This window comes from Butyricicoccus pullicaecorum (assembly GCF_002160355.1).
Classification (GTDB): Bacteria; Bacillota; Clostridia; order Oscillospirales; family Butyricicoccaceae; genus Butyricicoccus; species Butyricicoccus pullicaecorum.
In genome coordinates, this window is sequence record NZ_NFKK01000002.1 from 61628 (window position 1) to 77470 (window position 15843).

A 15843-nucleotide genomic window follows, 5' to 3' on the forward strand; every position below is an offset into this window, starting at 1 on the left:
TTTAGAATAGTCTTATCACTGGACTCTTATTCTAGATGATCGTTCTTTGTAATAAGAGCGATTCCAAAAACACACAAGGAGGCTTTCTCAAATGGCTAAGGAAAAATTTGAACGTAATAAGCCGCATCTTAACATTGGTACCATCGGTCACGTCGACCACGGTAAGACCACTCTGACTGCGGCAATCACCAAGGTTCTGGCAATGGCTGGCGATGCTGAGTATCAGGCATACGACGCAATCGACAAGGCTCCCGAGGAGAAGGAGCGCGGCATTACCATTAACACCGCTCACGTTGAGTATCAGACCGCTAAGCGTCACTACGCTCACGTTGACTGCCCGGGCCATGCTGACTACGTTAAGAACATGATCACCGGTGCTGCTCAGATGGACGGCGCTATCCTGGTTGTTTCCTCTGCTGACGGCCCGATGCCCCAGACCCGTGAGCACATCCTGCTCGCTCGTCAGGTAGGCGTTCCCTACATTGTTGTATTCATGAACAAGGTTGACCAGGTTGACGATCCCGAGCTGCTCGACCTCGTTGAGATGGAGATCCGTGAGCTGCTGTCCACCTACGAGTTCCCGGGCGACGACGTTCCGGTAATCCGTGGCTCCGCTCTGAACGTTCTGACCTGCGAGTCCAACGATCCCAACGCTCCCGAGTATGCTTGCATCCGTGAGCTGATGGACGCTGTTGACTCCTATATCCCGGATCCGGTTCGTAACGACGAGCTGCCCTTCCTGATGCCTGTCGAGGACGTATTCTCCATCACCGGTCGTGGTACCGTTGCTACCGGCCGTGTAGAGCGTGGTATCCTGAAGCTGTCCGAGGAAGTTGAGATCGTAGGCCTGATGGACGCTCCCCGCAAGACCGTTGTTACCGGTATCGAGATGTTCCGCAAGCTGCTCGACTACGCTGAGGCTGGCGACAACATCGGTGCTCTGCTCCGTGGTATCCAGAAGACTGATATCGAGCGTGGCCAGGTTCTGGCTAAGCCCGGCACCATTCATCCGCACACCAAGTTCAAGGGCCAGGTTTACGTTCTGAAGAAGGAAGAGGGCGGCCGTCATACTCCTTTCTTCAACAACTACCGTCCCCAGTTCTACTTCCGTACCACCGACGTAACCGGTGTTATCTCTCTGCCGGAAGGCACCGAGATGTGCATGCCTGGCGATAACGTCGAGATGGACGTTGAGCTGATCACCCCGATCGCTATCGAGGAAGGCCTGCGTTTCGCTATCCGTGAGGGTGGCCGTACCGTAGGTTCCGGCGTTGTTGTTAAGGTTAACGAGTAATTTTCGTTTCCTTGCCTCACAATGACAAGATACAAAGTCCCTGCCGAAAGGCAGGGGCTTTTTTTATCCTTTCACGCACTGCACCCAAGGCGCATAGGATGCGGTAAGGAGGTGCGGGCGCATGGGATTTTTTGGACAGTGCGCAGTGGGCATGCTGGCGGCAGCCGGCTTGATTTGCATTTTGAAAACAGTCTATGATATAATCTTTCATAGTACAGTGTGCGTGCGCGGTAAAGCTGAGCTGTATCTCTACCTCGATCCCGACAGCGCCGAGGCCGAACAGCTTCTGCGCCAGATCGATCAGGCCAAACGGACATTTCTGCCCGGGCTGACCGTCATCTGGGTGGATACCGGCACCACATACGAGGATTTCTCCTGTTCCGGAACGCAGTCCGAACAGGATTGGAAAGGAAACCGACAACGTGCAGGAACAGCAAACAATTTATGGCACGGTCACACAGATCGTGTTTCAAAATACTGAAAACGGCTATGTCGTCCTGCGCCTGCTCGCCCGGGACGGCGAGGAGGTCACGGTGACAGGCATCATCCCCAATCTCGGACTGGGTGAGGAGCTGATCTGTAACGGCACCTGGATCACCCATCCCTCTTACGGCGAGCAGTTTCAGGCGAACAGCTTCGAGCGCCGCCTGCCCGAGTCCGCCCGCGGCGTGGCAGAGTATCTCGGCTCGGGACTTATCCGCGGCATCGGCCCCAAGCTCGCCATGCGCATCGCGGAGACTTTCGGCGCGGAGGCCTTCGATGTGCTGCAAAACGAACCCGAGCGCCTGACCGAGATTCGCGGCATCACCGCACGCAAGGCGCGGGATATTGGCAAGCAGTTCACCGAAATGAGCGAAATGCGCCTGCTGATGGACTTTTTGACCGAAAACGGTTTGCCGGTCTCGCTTACACCGCTGCTCTATAAGCGTCTGGGCGTAGCGGCAGTCGACGCACTGAGCGAAAACCCGTATATGCTGTGTGATGAATACTACGGCATCGAGTTTTACATGGCCGACCAGCTGGCCGACCATCTGGATATTCCCAGACTGTCCCCCGAGCGGTGTGACGCAGGTATCCTGTATACCATGCGCTTTAACCTAGACAACGGACACACCTTTATTCCGGTGGAAAAGCTGGTCAAGGCGGCAGCCGATCTGCTGAGTGATGACGATGTCGTCATGGAACCCGAGCGCGTCGAGGAGGGTATCCTGCGGCTGGAGAGCAATGGCCAGCTCGTGCGTGAGTTCATCTGCAACCGCGACGCGGTCTATCTGCGCGTCATGCACGAGGCCGAGGACTATCTGGCGAACAGCCTGCGTGTGATGGCTGAGCGCGAATACCAGTACGACTTCGATCTCGAGGAGTTGCTGGCCTCGCTGGAAGCCGACTCTGACATTGATTATGCACCGCTCCAGCGCAAAGCCATCGTGGCAGCGGCAAAGTATGGTGTAACCATCCTGACTGGTGGTCCTGGTACCGGTAAGACCACCACCGTGCGCGGCATGCTGGACTTGTACGAGGCATTGGGACTGACCGTCCTGCTTGCCGCACCGACCGGCCGTGCGGCCAAGCGTCTGAGCGAGCTGTGTGGCATGGAGGCCAAGACCATCCACCGCCTGCTCGAAGCCGGATACGCCAACGGCGGCAGACTGGCCTTCCAGCGCTGTGCGACCAATCCGCTTGAATGTGACGTGGTTGTACTCGACGAGGTATCCATGGTCGACGTGGTACTCATGCAGGCGCTCATCGAGGCCATGCCGCAGGGCGCACGTCTGGTACTGGTAGGCGACGCCGATCAGCTCCCGCCCGTCGGACCGGGTAACTTCCTGCGTGACTTGATCGGCTCAGGCTGCGTGCCGGTCATCGCCTTGACCGAAATTTTCCGTCAGGCACAGCAGAGCGACATCGTCATGAACGCGCATGCCATCAATCTCGGACAGATGCCCGCACCGTCGCGCAAGGACGGTGACTTTTTCGTGATGAAAAAGGACAATGCAGCTGATATCATGGCAACTGTGGTCTCGCTGTGCAAGGAACGCCTGCCGCGCTACTACGGCCTGAACCCGAGCCAGATTCAGGTACTGTCCCCGGCCAGACGGCAGGGTGCAGGCACAATTCCGCTCAACCGCATGCTCCAGGAAGCCCTCAACCCACCCGCAGCCGGTAAGCCCGAAAAGCGGTTCGGTGATACTATCTTCCGCGAGGGCGACCGAGTCATGCAGGTACGCAATAACTATGATATCGTGTGGGAAAGTCTGGACGGCTCGGAGACCGGTACGGGCATGTTTAACGGCGACGTGGGCGAGATCACGCAGATCTATCCGGCACAGGAATGCCTGATCGTGCGTTTCGATGACAAATTTGCCACCTATACCTATGATATGCTGGGAGAACTCGAGCTTGCTTACGCCATGACTGTACATAAGGCGCAGGGCAGTGAGTTCGAGGCGGTGGTCGTCGCCGTGTCCAACGGTATGTCTCGTCGTCTGCTCACGCGCTCCATCCTGTATACCGCGATCACCCGCGCAAAGCGGCTGCTCGTGCTGGTGGGCAATGGGGACGCCATCGAGTATATGGTCAAGACCAACGCACGCAACAAGCGCTATTCGGCGCTGCGCACTCGCCTGCGCATGATTGATCCCGAACAAGTATGAAGCTGTTTGACTTATTCTTCCCGCCGCGCTGTGTGCTCTGTCATGCCGGACTAACCGGAAGCGGTCTTTTGTGCCCGGCATGTGCACAGGAGGTGCGCGAGCGGTACCGAACCGATCAGGGAAAGCCGGTCGAGGGCGCATCCGACAGCGCAGCTGCGCTCTTGTATCTGGACAAGGTGCGCCGCGTGCTCATCGACTGCAAGTATCACGACAAACCAGCACTCGGCAAGTGGGGCGGTGGTCTGGTTGCGGCCAGCCTGCTGCGCAAACTGCCCGACTGGCAGCCCGATCTCATCACCTACGCGCCCACCACGCTCGGACACTGGTGGAAGCGCGGGTTTAATCTGGCACACGTGCTGGCAAAGCACGCCGCTGCGCGTAGCGGTCTGCCCTGTGTGCGTACCATGCGCCGGTCGTGGTTCGGCAAGTCCCAGCTGCGCATGAAGGATGCAGCGGCCCGCCGACAAAATGCCAACCGCACCTATGCACCCATCCGGGGCTGTGACCTGATCGGCAAGCGCGTGGTGTTGGTCGATGACGTGCTGGCGACCGGTTCGACCGCCGCATCCTGCGTGGATATCCTGCGGCAGATGGGCGCGTCCGAGGTGTTTTTCCTCTGCCTGGCACAAACGCCCACATCTGCAAAAAAGTGACGAAAAATGTAGGAAAACAGCCCGCAGAATCGTGAATAATTCGTGAAAATTTCGGTCGAGTCTTGCATTTGCCCAAAATGCAGTTATAATATAAATAGCTGAGAATATATTGCTTCAGAGGCCGGGCGTTTGCCCGCAGAATGTGAAAAGGCTGGTTGTCACCGTATGATTTTTTCAAGCGATATTGGTATTGATTTGGGCACGGCTTCCGTGCTTGTTTATGTAAAGGGAAAGGGTGTCGTGCTGAACGAACCCTCTGTTGTCGCGGTCGATAAGCAGACCGGCAAGATCCTGTCGGTCGGTGAGAGCGCGCAGAAAATGCTCGGACGTACCCCGGGCAATATTGTTGCCATCCGTCCCATGCGTGAGGGTGTCATCTCGGACTATGAGATGACTGAGCGCATGATCAAGGAGTTTATCCGCAAGGTCATGGGCTTTCGTCTGTTTAAGCCCAATGTTGTTATGTGCGTTCCGTCCATCATCACCGAGGTCGAGGAGCGCGCGGTTATCGACGCAGGCACGCAGGCTGGTGCAAAGCGCGTGTTCCTGGTTGAGGAACCGCTTGCAGCTGCCATCGGTGCGGGCATTGACATTGCCCAGCCCAACGGCAACATGATCGTCGACATCGGCGGCGGTACGACCGACATTGCGGTTATTTCGCTGGGCGGTATCGTCGAGTCCACGTCCATCAAGATTGCGGGCGATAAGTTTGACGAGGCCATCATCAAGTTCATTCGCCGCAAGCACAATGTGCTCATCGGTGAGCGCACGGCAGAAGAGATCAAGATGCAGATCGGCTGTGTCTATCCGCGTCCTGAGGAGGTCTCCATGGAGATCAAGGGCCGCTGCCTGATGACCGGCCTGCCGCGCACCTTTACCGTTACCTCGACCGAGGTGCTCGAGGCCTTCGAGGAGGTCACGACTTCCATCGTCGAGGCGGTACACACCGTACTCGAGCGCACGCCTCCTGAGCTGACCGGCGATATCTCGACCAATGGTATCGTTATGACCGGCGGCGGCTCGTTGATCTGGGGCTTTGACAAGCTCATTGCAGCCAAGACCGGCATCCCGACCCACGTGGCAGAGGAAGCCATCTCGTGCGTCGCTTACGGCACCGGTAAGTGCCTTGATCAGCTGGCATCCATGCAGGATGGCACCATGAATCTGTCCCGTCGCCGTCAGATGATGGGCTGATTTTTACACAAATCAAGAATTTTTGACCGCTTTGTCACCCGAAAAGGGCGTGCAGGCGGATATGGCAAGAGCAGCGCCCTTTTCGGCGCTGCTTTTTGCGTTTACGAGGAGGTAAGATGATGGGTCTGTTTGGACTGCGAGAAGAGAAAATCGACAAGGATGTGCAGCAGGAACGGCTGTACGCCGCGAGAAATGCGTACGATGATCGCCGTACGGCGTTTCGTGATGTCGGGGATACGATTGAACTGGACTGCCTCGAGGGGCAGTCGTGGCTGCCCTATGCAGGCGTACAGCTGCCCGTCGACACGAATACATACGTACAGTTTCCGGAAGTCAATTCCAATTATAGATGCGTGCGTCTGCGTATCGATTCGGATGCTTTCGCGTTGTTTCCGGAGGTCAACCCTTATGATTTTTCTGAACCTGAGGCCCTTGACCGACTGATCGAAATTCGCTTGCCGCGCACTGCTTATCGACTGGAACACACGCCGCCGGTGCGTGAACCGGTCAAAGAGGAGGGAGACCACCTGTCCTTCCAGTGGTCGAAATTTGAAGTCATGCTGACAGGGGAACAGACCGCTGTACTCAGGGCGCATGATCTGCACCGCGCATGTACGTTCTTTGCCAAATATCCTGATGTTGTATCTGCGCATGCGCTGTTTGATCTATGGGACGGCCCGGACTATTCGGTCGTCTTTTCCCGAGAAAACCCACCGGCTGGATACCCGTCCGGACGATATGACATGTGGCGCGAGGGTGATGACCTGTATTTTTACCAGCCACCGACCCTGTACGCGCGCAAGCCGGAATTTTTGGAGGTCTGGCACTGGAAGGTGTCCGCGATTACTTATTATCGGGCACAGGGCGAACTGTCGCACGAGTATATTACCTCGGGCGGAGAAGTCGAGTTTGACTATGGCGCCTGTTGGCGGCCACATCTGACGCATGTGGGCTTTCTGGAGGATGCTGTTTCGGTCACACCTGTGCACACCGAGAAGATTGAACATGATTCGCGCTACACCGAGCTTATGATGGCAGACGGGCGCATGCTCAAGCTGTCGTACAGCTCGCTGGACAGCCTGCGTCAGCTCATGCCCGAAAAGGAATTTGACAAGCTGCCGTTGCAGGCTGCAAAAGTACCGCAGACTGTGCAGGGACGCGAGCCGACCCCGGTGGAACAGCTCAAAATCCTGGCTGATCTGGTCGACCGTGGATATCTGAGTCGGGAAGAGTACGACGCAGCAAAGGTACGGCTGCTCGAAAAGATATAAAAAACCATCCCTCACCAAAACACAAGTTTTGTACTTTGGTCAGAGGGATGGCAGAATATGCGTAGGGGAATTCTATTTCCGTCGAGCGAGAAAACGCCGCGTCTCGGCGGAGACCTCACCCGACAGCGTCCAAAGGCCGATGAGGTTGGGGAAGGACATGCAGGCGGCCGAAATGTCGGTGACGAGCAGGAGTGCGGTCAGCGGGACACAGCCCGCAAGCGCGGCCGAACACACGATCCCGACCGGATAGAGCGACAACAGCGCCGGTCTTGCGCCCAGCCACTTGAGACAGGCTAGACCGTAAAAGCTCCAGCCCAGCACGGTCGAGACTGCCAGAAAGACCACAGTAATCCCGATAAACCACGGTGCAGCATCGCCTAGAACGGTGGCAAATGCACGTGTGGTCATGGTCAGACCGTCGGCACCGCTCTGCCATGCGCCCGTCGTGAGCAGCACCAGCGCGGTCAGCAGACAGACGACACAGGTGTCTACAAATACCTCGACCGCGCCCAGCATCCCTTCGGCACAGGGCGATTCACAGTCCGACGAGCCGTGCGCAATGGGCGCAGAACCCATACCGGCCTCGTTGGAAAAGATACCCTTAGCGAAGCCGTCCGAGATCGTGCGCGCGGTCAGTAAACCGATCAGTCCACCGCCGCAGGAAAGCGGCTCCATCGCGCTGGATACGATCAGCGCCAGGGCAGACGGAATCTCGGATGCATGCGTGATCAGTACCCACCCGCCAGCCACAAGGTAGCTCACGGTCATGATCGGGACGAGTACCGCTGATGCGCGTGCAATGCGTTTGCCGCCGCCGCGCAGGATAGGCAGCAGAAATAGGCTGACCGACAGCGCAATCAGACCACGGTGCAGGGGAACGATGGGCGCGAGCGCTTCTGCAATGGCGCTGCCCTGTGCGGCAGCACCCGTGCCCAGCGCCGAGATCACGCAGCAGATCGCAAAGACCTTGGCAAGCCCCGGAAGACCGGCTCCGCGGGACAGATAGACCATCGGCCCGCCAAGCGGCTCGGGCGTGTGGATGCGGTATTTGACCGCAAGTACAAGCTCGCTGTATTTGGTCGCCATGCCAAGAAAGGCGGCGACTAGCATCCAGAACACCGCACCCGGACCGCCGAGCGTGAGTGCGGACGCAACCCCGGCCAGATTGCCCACGCCCAGTGTACCGCCCAGCGAGGTGCACAGCGCCTGAAAAGGCGTGATGCCGTCCTGTCGGCGCGTGGATGACGGGCGCAAGAGCTGACCGACGCACCAAAATTGTACCCCGCGTGTGCGCAGGGTGAGCAGGAGACCGGTTGCGGCGATGAGCACGACGGTGAACGGCCCCCAGAGCGTATAACGCAGTTTCAAAATCCATTCCATGCTTCTTTTTTATGTGCATGGGCTGGTCGATATGCGAAAAATATGGTATGATAGTCAGGCAAAAATCGACAGGAGGACGCAAGCCCATGACCGAACACGAAAAATTTATGAATGCCGCGCTCAAACTCGCACGCAAGGCGGCTGCCGAAGGCGAGGTGCCGGTGGGCTGCGTCGTGGTGCGCGACGGCGTGATCGTCGGACGCGGACGCAATCGACGGGAGACCAAAAAGGACGCGCTCGGTCATGCGGAGATCGAAGCCATCCACAAGGCATGTAAAAAGCTGGGCGGCTGGCGGCTGCACCAGTGCGATCTGTACGTCACCCTTGAACCCTGTCCCATGTGCACCGGCGCGATCATTAACGCCCGCATTAAGACCGTTTACTACGGTGCACCCGACCTCAAAGCCGGGTCGTGCGGCTCGGTCGTCAATCTCTTTGACCTGCCCTATAATCATAAACCCGAACTTGTTTCAGGTCTGATGGAACAGGAATGCACCGAGGAATTGCAAAAGTTCTTCCGTCAGCTGCGTGAACGCAAAAAATTGGAAAAACAACTGCGCAAACAAGCTCAGATGAACGATCTGAACGAAACCTGATGCTGAAGTTTCGATCAAACCTTTTCAAAGGTTTGCGGGTTCTCAGGGCAGAGCCCTGAGCCGTGTCCCGCAGGACACGGAATCCCCTTTTTGATTTTCGCTTCTGCGAAAATCAACTAAAAAAAGAATCAAAAAGCGCGTCCGCAGACGCGCAATCCCAAAACATAAAAAGACCGTCTCTCATCGAGACGGTCTTTCTTTTATTCCGCAGCACTTCCGGCAAACTGTGCGCCACACACAGCCTCTAACGCCGTTAAAACATCCGCATCACTGCCAATATACCGCAAAATGATATTGTCCTTGCGATAGAAATGCGGTGCATCAGCCCAACCGGTCTGTACCCCGTATCCGGTGCCGTCCGCGCCTTCCCGGTTGTATCCAAACCCGTCGGCACTCACACAGGCCGCGTCAGCCTGCGCCGCATCGGCATCTTCATAGACAAATACCCCGATCTGTGCACCATCCTCGGTCGTGTAGGCGTAGGGTGTACCGATCAGAGTCTGTATCCGGCTCTGTGAAGCGGTCTCCACCGTACCGGTCAACCCCTGCGTGTCCAGTGCCTGCGCGATCTCGTCCGCAGTCTGCGTATTGCCTGCATTGCCTGCACAGCCGCTCAGAAGTGCCGCAGCGAGCAGTCCCAAAAACCATTTTTTCATCGATCTCCCACCTTTCTATTTCAATAGACGATAGGACGCGGAAAAAAGTTCCATCGAGCACGAATGCAAAATATAAAAACTATAATGTAATATATACTTGACATAATGGAAGATAAAGCATATACTGTAAGCACAGAGAGAGGTGAGCGCATGAAAAATAAACGGCTCAAGCTCGCACGAATTGAGAAGGATTTATCACAGGCTCAGCTGGCCGAGGCCGTGGGCGTGACCCGGCAGACCATCGGTTTGATTGAGGCGGGCGGATATAATCCCACCCTCAATCTGTGCATCGCCATTTGCAAGACATTGGGAAAGACACTGGACGAACTGTTTTGGGAAGAATGATAGGAGGTCACTAAGATGACACAGAAAAAAGTTGTGGATGAACGCATCGTGCACGAGGTCGGACAGGTATACCGCATCGCCTATTATCTGTTTAACGCTGTGGTCGGCCTTGATCTGATGATTAAGTCGTGCGTCGATCGTATCCCGTCCGGCATGGCCGGATTCCAGTACATCGGCTTTGAGTTTATCGCGTTTGTAGTCGTCAATTTGGTGGCGCTGGTGCTGCTGTGGCGGAAAGGGCTCATGGATGACGAGTCTGGATACGCTGAGGCGGATACCTTCCCGTGGAAGCACTATCTGCTGGAATCGGTCGCCGCCGGAGCAGCCATCGGTCTGATTGCCTGTGTTCTGCGCGCACTCAGGGGAGAAGGTTCGCCGCTGGCTTATGCGGTTATGCTGGTCTCGTTTGTGGTCTGTATGGTCGTGTGCGTCATGCCGGTGACTTACCTCAGTTTCCGCGTCGCCAAGCGCCGCAGAGCGCAGATGTATGATTCGGATGACGCGCAATAAATCGCATAAAAATTGCAATTTTGTCTAGACAAGCGGGTGTATTGATGCATCCGCTTGTTTTTTGTTCATAATTTATTCACGAAAATGTGATGGTTTTGAGATGAAAGTGTCGATATCGCGTGGTATTATATATTCATACGATAAAGTACAAAAGAGCAAATGTGATACAAAAGGAGGAGAACTAGAATGCCGCAGGAAGGAATGCTGACAGTTACACCGGAGATCGAGACACTGGCGGGCGTCTGTCGTGAACATACCAATATACCGACCGAACTCTATCGGGAATACGATGTGAAGCGCGGATTGCGTGATCTGGACGGCGTGGGCGTGCTGGCCGGACTGACCAATATTTCGTCCATCATTTCCAGCAAGCAAGTGGATGGCGTCAAAGTACCCATTCCGGGCGAACTGCGTTATCGAGGCTATGATATCAAAGACCTGGTACGCGGTTTCCTGAAGGATGGCCGCAAGGGATACGAAGAGACCGCATATCTGCTGTTGTTCGGACGACTGCCGGACAAGGCTGAGCTTGAGACATTCAAGTCTCTGCTGGCCAAGGGACGCACGCTGCCGACCAACTTCACGCGTGACGTCATTATGAAGGCGCCCTCGCACGACATTATGAACAAGATGTCGCGCAGCGTTCTGACACTCGCATCTTACGATAACAATGCCGACGATATCAGTCTGCCCAACGTGCTGCGCCAGTGTCTGATGCTCATTTCGGTATTCCCGATGATCGCGGTTTACGCTTACCACGCCTACAATCACTACGAAAAGGGCGGCAGTCTGTACATCCATTACCCCGACGATACGCTCTCGACCGCCGGTAACTTCCTGCGCATGCTGCGTCCCGATATGAAATACACACCCCTTGAAGCGCAGGTGCTCGACCTCGCGCTGGTCCTGCACATGGAGCACGGCGGCGGCAACAACTCGAGCTTTACCACCCATGTTGTCACCTCGTCGGGTACCGATACCTATTCGGCGATCGCGGCCGCGATGGGCAGCCTCAAGGGCCCCAAGCACGGCGGTGCAAACATCAAGGTCGTGCAGATGTTTGACGATATTAAACAGCATGTATCCGACCCCACCGATCAGGAGGCGGTCAAGGAATACCTGCGCAAGATCTTGAATCGTCAGGCCTTCGACCAGAAGGGTCTGATCTATGGTATGGGTCATGCGGTCTATTCGATTTCCGACCCGCGTGCGCAGATTTTCAAGTCCTTCGTCGAAAAACTCGCACATGAGAAGGGAAGAGACAGCGATTTCGCGCTCTATACCATGGTGGAAAACCTCGCACCCGAGGTCATTGCCGAGGAAAGACGCATTTACAAGGGCGTAAGCGCAAACGTGGACTTCTATTCCGGTTTCGTCTATTCCATGCTCGACCTGCCGTATGAACTCTATACCCCGATGTTCGCCATCGCACGTATCGTCGGCTGGAGCGCACACCGCCTGGAAGAGCTTATCAACGTCGATAAGATCATCCGCCCGGCCTATCGGACGGTTGCCGAAGAACACGACTATATTCCGCTCAGCGAGCGATAAAAAAATCCCCCGATCTAACGTCGATCGGGGGATTGCTTTTTGTATGGATTTATCTTATTCGCCCTTGAATGCGTCCTTGACCTTATCCCAGAAACCCTTGCGCTGGGTCTGGTTTTCATCGGTGGTGGAAGCTTCAAAGTCGCGCAGCAGATGCTTCTGATGGTCGGTCAGATGGGTGGGAACTTCGATGTTGACACGCACATACTGATCGCCGCGGCCGCGTCCGTTGACGTTCTGAATACCCTTGCCGCGCAGGCGGAAGACCGTGCCGGTCTGGGTGCCTTCGGGGATGGTGTATTCGACCTTACCGTCGATGGTCGGCACCTGCAGGGTATCGCCGAGTGCTGCCTGCGGGAAGGAGATCGGGATCTCGCAGATGACGTTGTTGCCATCGCGGGTGAAGAGCGGATGGGGACGGATGGAGATGGTGACGATGACATCGCCGCTCGGGCCGCCGTTTACGCCGGCGTTGCCCTGACCGCGCAGCTGGATGGACTGACCGTCATCGATACCAGCCGGGATTTTGACCTTGAGCGTGCGGCTCTTGCGCATCTTGCCGGTGCCGCCGCACTTCTTACAGGGCTTGCGGATGATCTTACCGGTACCGCGGCAGTTCGGACAAGCGCCCTGGGTCTGGAACATACCGAGCGGGGTGCGCTGGGTCTGCATCACGACGCCAGAACCGTGACAGTTCGAGCAGGTCTCGACCGAAGTACCCTTTTCCGCACCCGTGCCGCCGCACTCGTCACAGGACTCGGTGCGGTTGATGGTGATTTCCTTCTCACAGCCGAACGCAGCTTCCTCAAAGGAGAGCATGATGCGCTGCTGGAGGGTCTCGCCGCGCTGGGGCGCATTGCGGCGCGAACGGGACGAGCTGCCGCCGAAGCCGCCGCCAAAGAACGAGCCGAAGATGTCGCCCAGATCGCCCATGTCAAAGCCGCCGAAGCCGCCGCCAAAGCCGCCTTGGCCTGCGCCGTAGTTGGGGTCAACACCGGCGAAGCCGAACTGGTCGTACTTTGCGCGCTTGTCCTTATCGGACAGAACCTCGTAAGCCTCGTTGAGTTCCTTGAACTTTTCAGCCGCTTCCGGATTGTCGCGGTTTAAGTCGGGGTGGTATTTCTTGGCGAGTTTGCGGTGTGCCTTCTTGATCTCGTCATCGGACGCACCCTTTGCCACGCCAAGCACTTCATAATAGTCTCTTTTATCAGCCATGTAGATTTACCTCGCACAGTGGGATAGACAGCGGAAAACGGAAAGGATGTCAGGACATCCTTTCCGCCTTATGTTCCGTGTGTCTTACTTCTCGTCCTTCACTTCGGTGAAGTCAGCGTCCACAAAGTCGCCCTGTGCACCCTGTGCACCGCCGGCCTGCTGGCCGCCCATGTTCGGGTCACCCTGCGGAGCCTGCTGTGCGTAGATCTTCTGCGCGATCTCGCCGAACTTCTTGGACAGGGAGTCGGATGCCATCTTGATCATCTCGGTGTCGGTGCCCTTGAGAGCTTCCTTCACCTTATCGATCTCAGCCTGTACAGCGCTCTTCTCGTCTGCGCTGATCTTGTCGCCAAGCTCGTTCATTGCCTTCTCAGACTGGAATACCAGCTGCTCTGCGCTGTTGCGTGCATCGACTTCTTCCTTGCGCTTCTTGTCCTCAGCAGCGAACTGCTCAGCCTCGCGCATTGCCTTGTCGATCTCTTCCTGGGACAGGTTGGAAGAAGCGGTAATAGTGATCTTCTGCTCCTTGCCGGTGCCCAGATCCTTCGCGGAGACGTTTACGATGCCGTTTGCGTCGATGTCGAAGGTAACCTCGATCTGCGGAACGCCACGGGGAGCCGGAGCGATGCCGTCGAGGGTAAAGCGGCCAAGGGTCTTGTTGCCGGCAGCCATCTCACGCTCGCCCTGCAGGACGTGAATCTCAACAGAGGGCTGGTTGTCAGCTGCGGTGGAGAATACCTGGCTCTTCTTGGTCGGGATGGTGGTGTTGCGCTCGATCAGACGGGTGCATACGCCGCCCAGGGTCTCAATGCCCAGAGACAGCGGGGTAACGTCGAGCAGCAGAACGTCCTTGACTTCGCCGCCCAGGACGCCGCCCTGGATTGCTGCGCCGATTGCAACGCACTCGTCGGGGTTGATGCCCTTGAAGCCTTCCTTGCCGGTGATGTTCTTAACAGCTTCCTGAACAGCCGGGATACGGGAGGAACCGCCAACCAGCAGAACCTTTGCCAGATCGCCGGACTGGAGGCCAGCGTCGCTCATTGCCTGACGAACCGGACCCATGGTTGCCTCAACGAGGTCTGCGGTCAGCTCGTTGAACTTTGCACGGGTCAGGGTCAGCTCGAGGTGCTTCGGACCAGTTGCATCAGCCGTGATGTACGGCTGGTTGATCGAGGTGGAGGTCATGCCGGACAACTCGATCTTTGCCTTCTCAGCAGCTTCCTTCAGGCGCTGCATAGCCATCTTGTCAGCCGACAGGTCGATGCCTTCCTTGTTCTTAAACTCCTGAACCATCCAGTTCATGATGCGCTGGTCGAAGTCGTCGCCGCCCAGGTGGTTGTTACCAGCGGTTGCCAGAACTTCCAGAACGCCGTCGCCGATATCCAGGATGGATACATCGAAGGTACCGCCGCCGAGGTCGTAAACCATGATCTTCTGCTCGGTTTCCTTATCAACGCCGTAAGCCAGTGCAGCAGCGGTCGGCTCGTTGATGATACGCAGAACTTCCAGACCTGCGATCTTACCAGCGTCCTTGGTTGCCTGACGCTGCGAGTCGGTGAAGTATGCCGGAACGGTGATGACAGCCTGAGTAACCGGAGAACCGATGTAAGCCTCTGCGTCAGCCTTCAGCTTCTGCAGAACCATTGCCGAGATCTCCTGGGGAGAATACTGCTTGTCGTCGATGGAAACACGGTAATCCGAGCCCATGTGACGCTTGATCGAGCTGATGGTGCGGTCAGCGTTGGTAACAGCCTGGCGCTTTGCAACCTGGCCAACCATGCGCTCGCCGGTCTTGGAGAAAGCGACAACCGACGGGGTGGTACGAGCGCCTTCAGCGTTTGCGATAACAGTCGGCTCGCCGCCTTCCATAACGGCGACGCAGCTGTTGGTGGTACCTAAGTCAATACCAATAATCTTGCCCATAATTCAAGACTCCTTATCTAATAAAAACAGATGTTTTTTTAACAAATTTTAGTTTGCAACCTTGACCATCGCGTGACGGATGACCTTGTCGCCGAGCTGGAAGCCCTTCTGGAAGACTTCCGCGATGACGTTCTCACCGAACGAGTCGTCATCGATGTGCATGACTGCATTGTGCAGGTTGGGATCGAAAACCGTGCCCGGCTCGGAGACGATCTCGGTGACGCCCAGAGACTGGAAGCTCTCCATCATCTGATTGTAGGTCATCTCGATGCCCTGCTTGTAGGCAGCGTCCTCGGTGGGCTGTGCCAGTGCGCGGGACAGGTTATCGACGGTTGCCAGCAGCGCCTTGACGGCGTAAGCGACGGCCTCTGCATGTACGCTGTCGCGCTCGGCGCGGCTGCGCTTGCGGAAGTTGTCATACTCGGCAGCCATGCGAAGGTAGCGATCATTCAGCTCGTCGTACTGCGTCTGCAGTGCGCTCAGTGCGCTCTCTTCCGTTCCTGCCTGAGTCTCAGCGGTTTCGTCTGCCGCTTCGGTCTGAACGGTCTCCACTTCCTCTTCGGTCTGGAGATTTTCCTTTTCGTTTGCCATTGCAATACCTCGG

The 15843-nt window shown here is 56.6% G+C and carries 15 protein-coding genes; 10 read left to right on the top strand and 5 right to left on the bottom strand.

What is annotated here, in order from left to right:
- The first annotated feature begins 91 nt into the window (after positions 1-91).
- From tuf to B5F17_RS02020, 6 genes are all read left to right on the top strand, one after another.
- Positions 92-1294 carry an elongation factor Tu gene (gene tuf, locus B5F17_RS01995; RefSeq protein WP_016147575.1) on the top strand — a complete coding sequence of 401 codons (1203 nt, stop codon included), beginning with the start codon at positions 92-94 and terminating at the stop codon, positions 1292-1294.
- Positions 1295-1415: 121 nt separating this feature from the next.
- Positions 1416-1775, top strand: coding sequence for a hypothetical protein (locus tag B5F17_RS02000; RefSeq protein WP_087370227.1), 360 nt, complete (start codon positions 1416-1418; stop codon positions 1773-1775).
- A complete protein-coding gene (gene recD2, locus B5F17_RS02005; protein ID WP_087370229.1) occupies positions 1717-3948 on the top strand; it encodes an SF1B family DNA helicase RecD2 in 2232 nt (743 codons plus the stop codon). Before B5F17_RS02000 ends, recD2 begins: the two co-directional genes overlap by 59 nt.
- Positions 3945-4601: a ComF family protein gene (locus tag B5F17_RS02010; protein WP_087370231.1), complete on the top strand. Its 657-nt coding sequence runs from the start codon at positions 3945-3947 to the stop codon at positions 4599-4601. Before recD2 ends, B5F17_RS02010 begins: the two co-directional genes overlap by 4 nt.
- A 165-nt stretch (positions 4602-4766) precedes the next feature.
- Entirely contained in the window at positions 4767-5795 is a 1029-nt protein-coding gene (mreB, locus tag B5F17_RS02015) for a rod shape-determining protein (protein ID WP_143287651.1), read from the top strand.
- Positions 5796-5890: 95 nt separating this feature from the next.
- Positions 5891-7066 carry an SHOCT domain-containing protein gene (locus B5F17_RS02020; protein ID WP_143287652.1) on the top strand — a complete coding sequence of 392 codons (1176 nt, stop codon included), beginning with the start codon at positions 5891-5893 and terminating at the stop codon, positions 7064-7066.
- A 72-nt stretch (positions 7067-7138) separates the two neighbouring features.
- Here the strand turns inward: B5F17_RS02020 and B5F17_RS02025 are convergent, their stop codons facing one another.
- On the bottom strand, positions 7139-8434 hold the full coding sequence (locus tag B5F17_RS02025) for an alanine/glycine:cation symporter family protein (RefSeq protein WP_162608049.1): 1296 nt from the start codon (positions 8432-8434) through the stop codon (positions 7139-7141).
- A 98-nt stretch (positions 8435-8532) separates the two neighbouring features.
- On the opposite strand from B5F17_RS02025, the gene tadA reads away from it, so the two are divergent.
- Positions 8533-9042 carry a tRNA adenosine(34) deaminase TadA gene (tadA, locus tag B5F17_RS02030; protein WP_087370237.1) on the top strand — a complete coding sequence of 170 codons (510 nt, stop codon included), beginning with the start codon at positions 8533-8535 and terminating at the stop codon, positions 9040-9042.
- A 200-nt stretch (positions 9043-9242) separates the two neighbouring features.
- On the opposite strand, the gene B5F17_RS02035 is transcribed toward tadA, so the two are convergent.
- The gene (locus tag B5F17_RS02035) at positions 9243-9698 is read right to left on the bottom strand and encodes a lipoprotein (protein ID WP_087370239.1); all 456 of its coding nucleotides are present in this window, start codon (positions 9696-9698) and stop codon (positions 9243-9245) included.
- A 150-nt stretch (positions 9699-9848) separates the two neighbouring features.
- Here B5F17_RS02035 and B5F17_RS02040 point away from each other — a divergent pair, with 150 nt between their 5' ends.
- From B5F17_RS02040 to B5F17_RS02050, 3 genes are all read left to right on the top strand, one after another.
- Positions 9849-10043 carry a helix-turn-helix transcriptional regulator gene (locus tag B5F17_RS02040; RefSeq protein WP_016147566.1) on the top strand — a complete coding sequence of 65 codons (195 nt, stop codon included), beginning with the start codon at positions 9849-9851 and terminating at the stop codon, positions 10041-10043.
- Positions 10044-10058: 15 nt separating this feature from the next.
- Entirely contained in the window at positions 10059-10553 is a 495-nt protein-coding gene (locus B5F17_RS02045) for a DUF6773 family protein (RefSeq protein WP_087370241.1), read from the top strand.
- Between the two features lie 186 nt (positions 10554-10739).
- Complete coding sequence (locus tag B5F17_RS02050; protein WP_087370243.1) at positions 10740-12104, top strand: citrate/2-methylcitrate synthase; 1365 nt, start codon at positions 10740-10742, stop codon at positions 12102-12104.
- A 54-nt stretch (positions 12105-12158) separates the two neighbouring features.
- Here the strand turns inward: B5F17_RS02050 and dnaJ are convergent, their stop codons facing one another.
- The 3 genes from dnaJ to grpE form a co-directional block, all read right to left on the bottom strand.
- Positions 12159-13316 (bottom strand): molecular chaperone DnaJ, encoded by a 1158-nt coding sequence (gene dnaJ / locus B5F17_RS02055; RefSeq protein WP_087370245.1) that lies wholly within the window; start codon positions 13314-13316, stop codon positions 12159-12161.
- 84 nt (positions 13317-13400) lie between these two features.
- The gene (dnaK, locus tag B5F17_RS02060; protein ID WP_016147562.1) at positions 13401-15239 is read right to left on the bottom strand and encodes a molecular chaperone DnaK; all 1839 of its coding nucleotides are present in this window, start codon (positions 15237-15239) and stop codon (positions 13401-13403) included.
- A 48-nt stretch (positions 15240-15287) separates the two neighbouring features.
- Positions 15288-15830, bottom strand: a complete 543-nt coding sequence (gene grpE / locus B5F17_RS02065) for a nucleotide exchange factor GrpE (protein WP_087370247.1) — start codon at positions 15828-15830, stop codon at positions 15288-15290.
- Between the last annotated feature and the right edge of the window lie 13 nt (positions 15831-15843).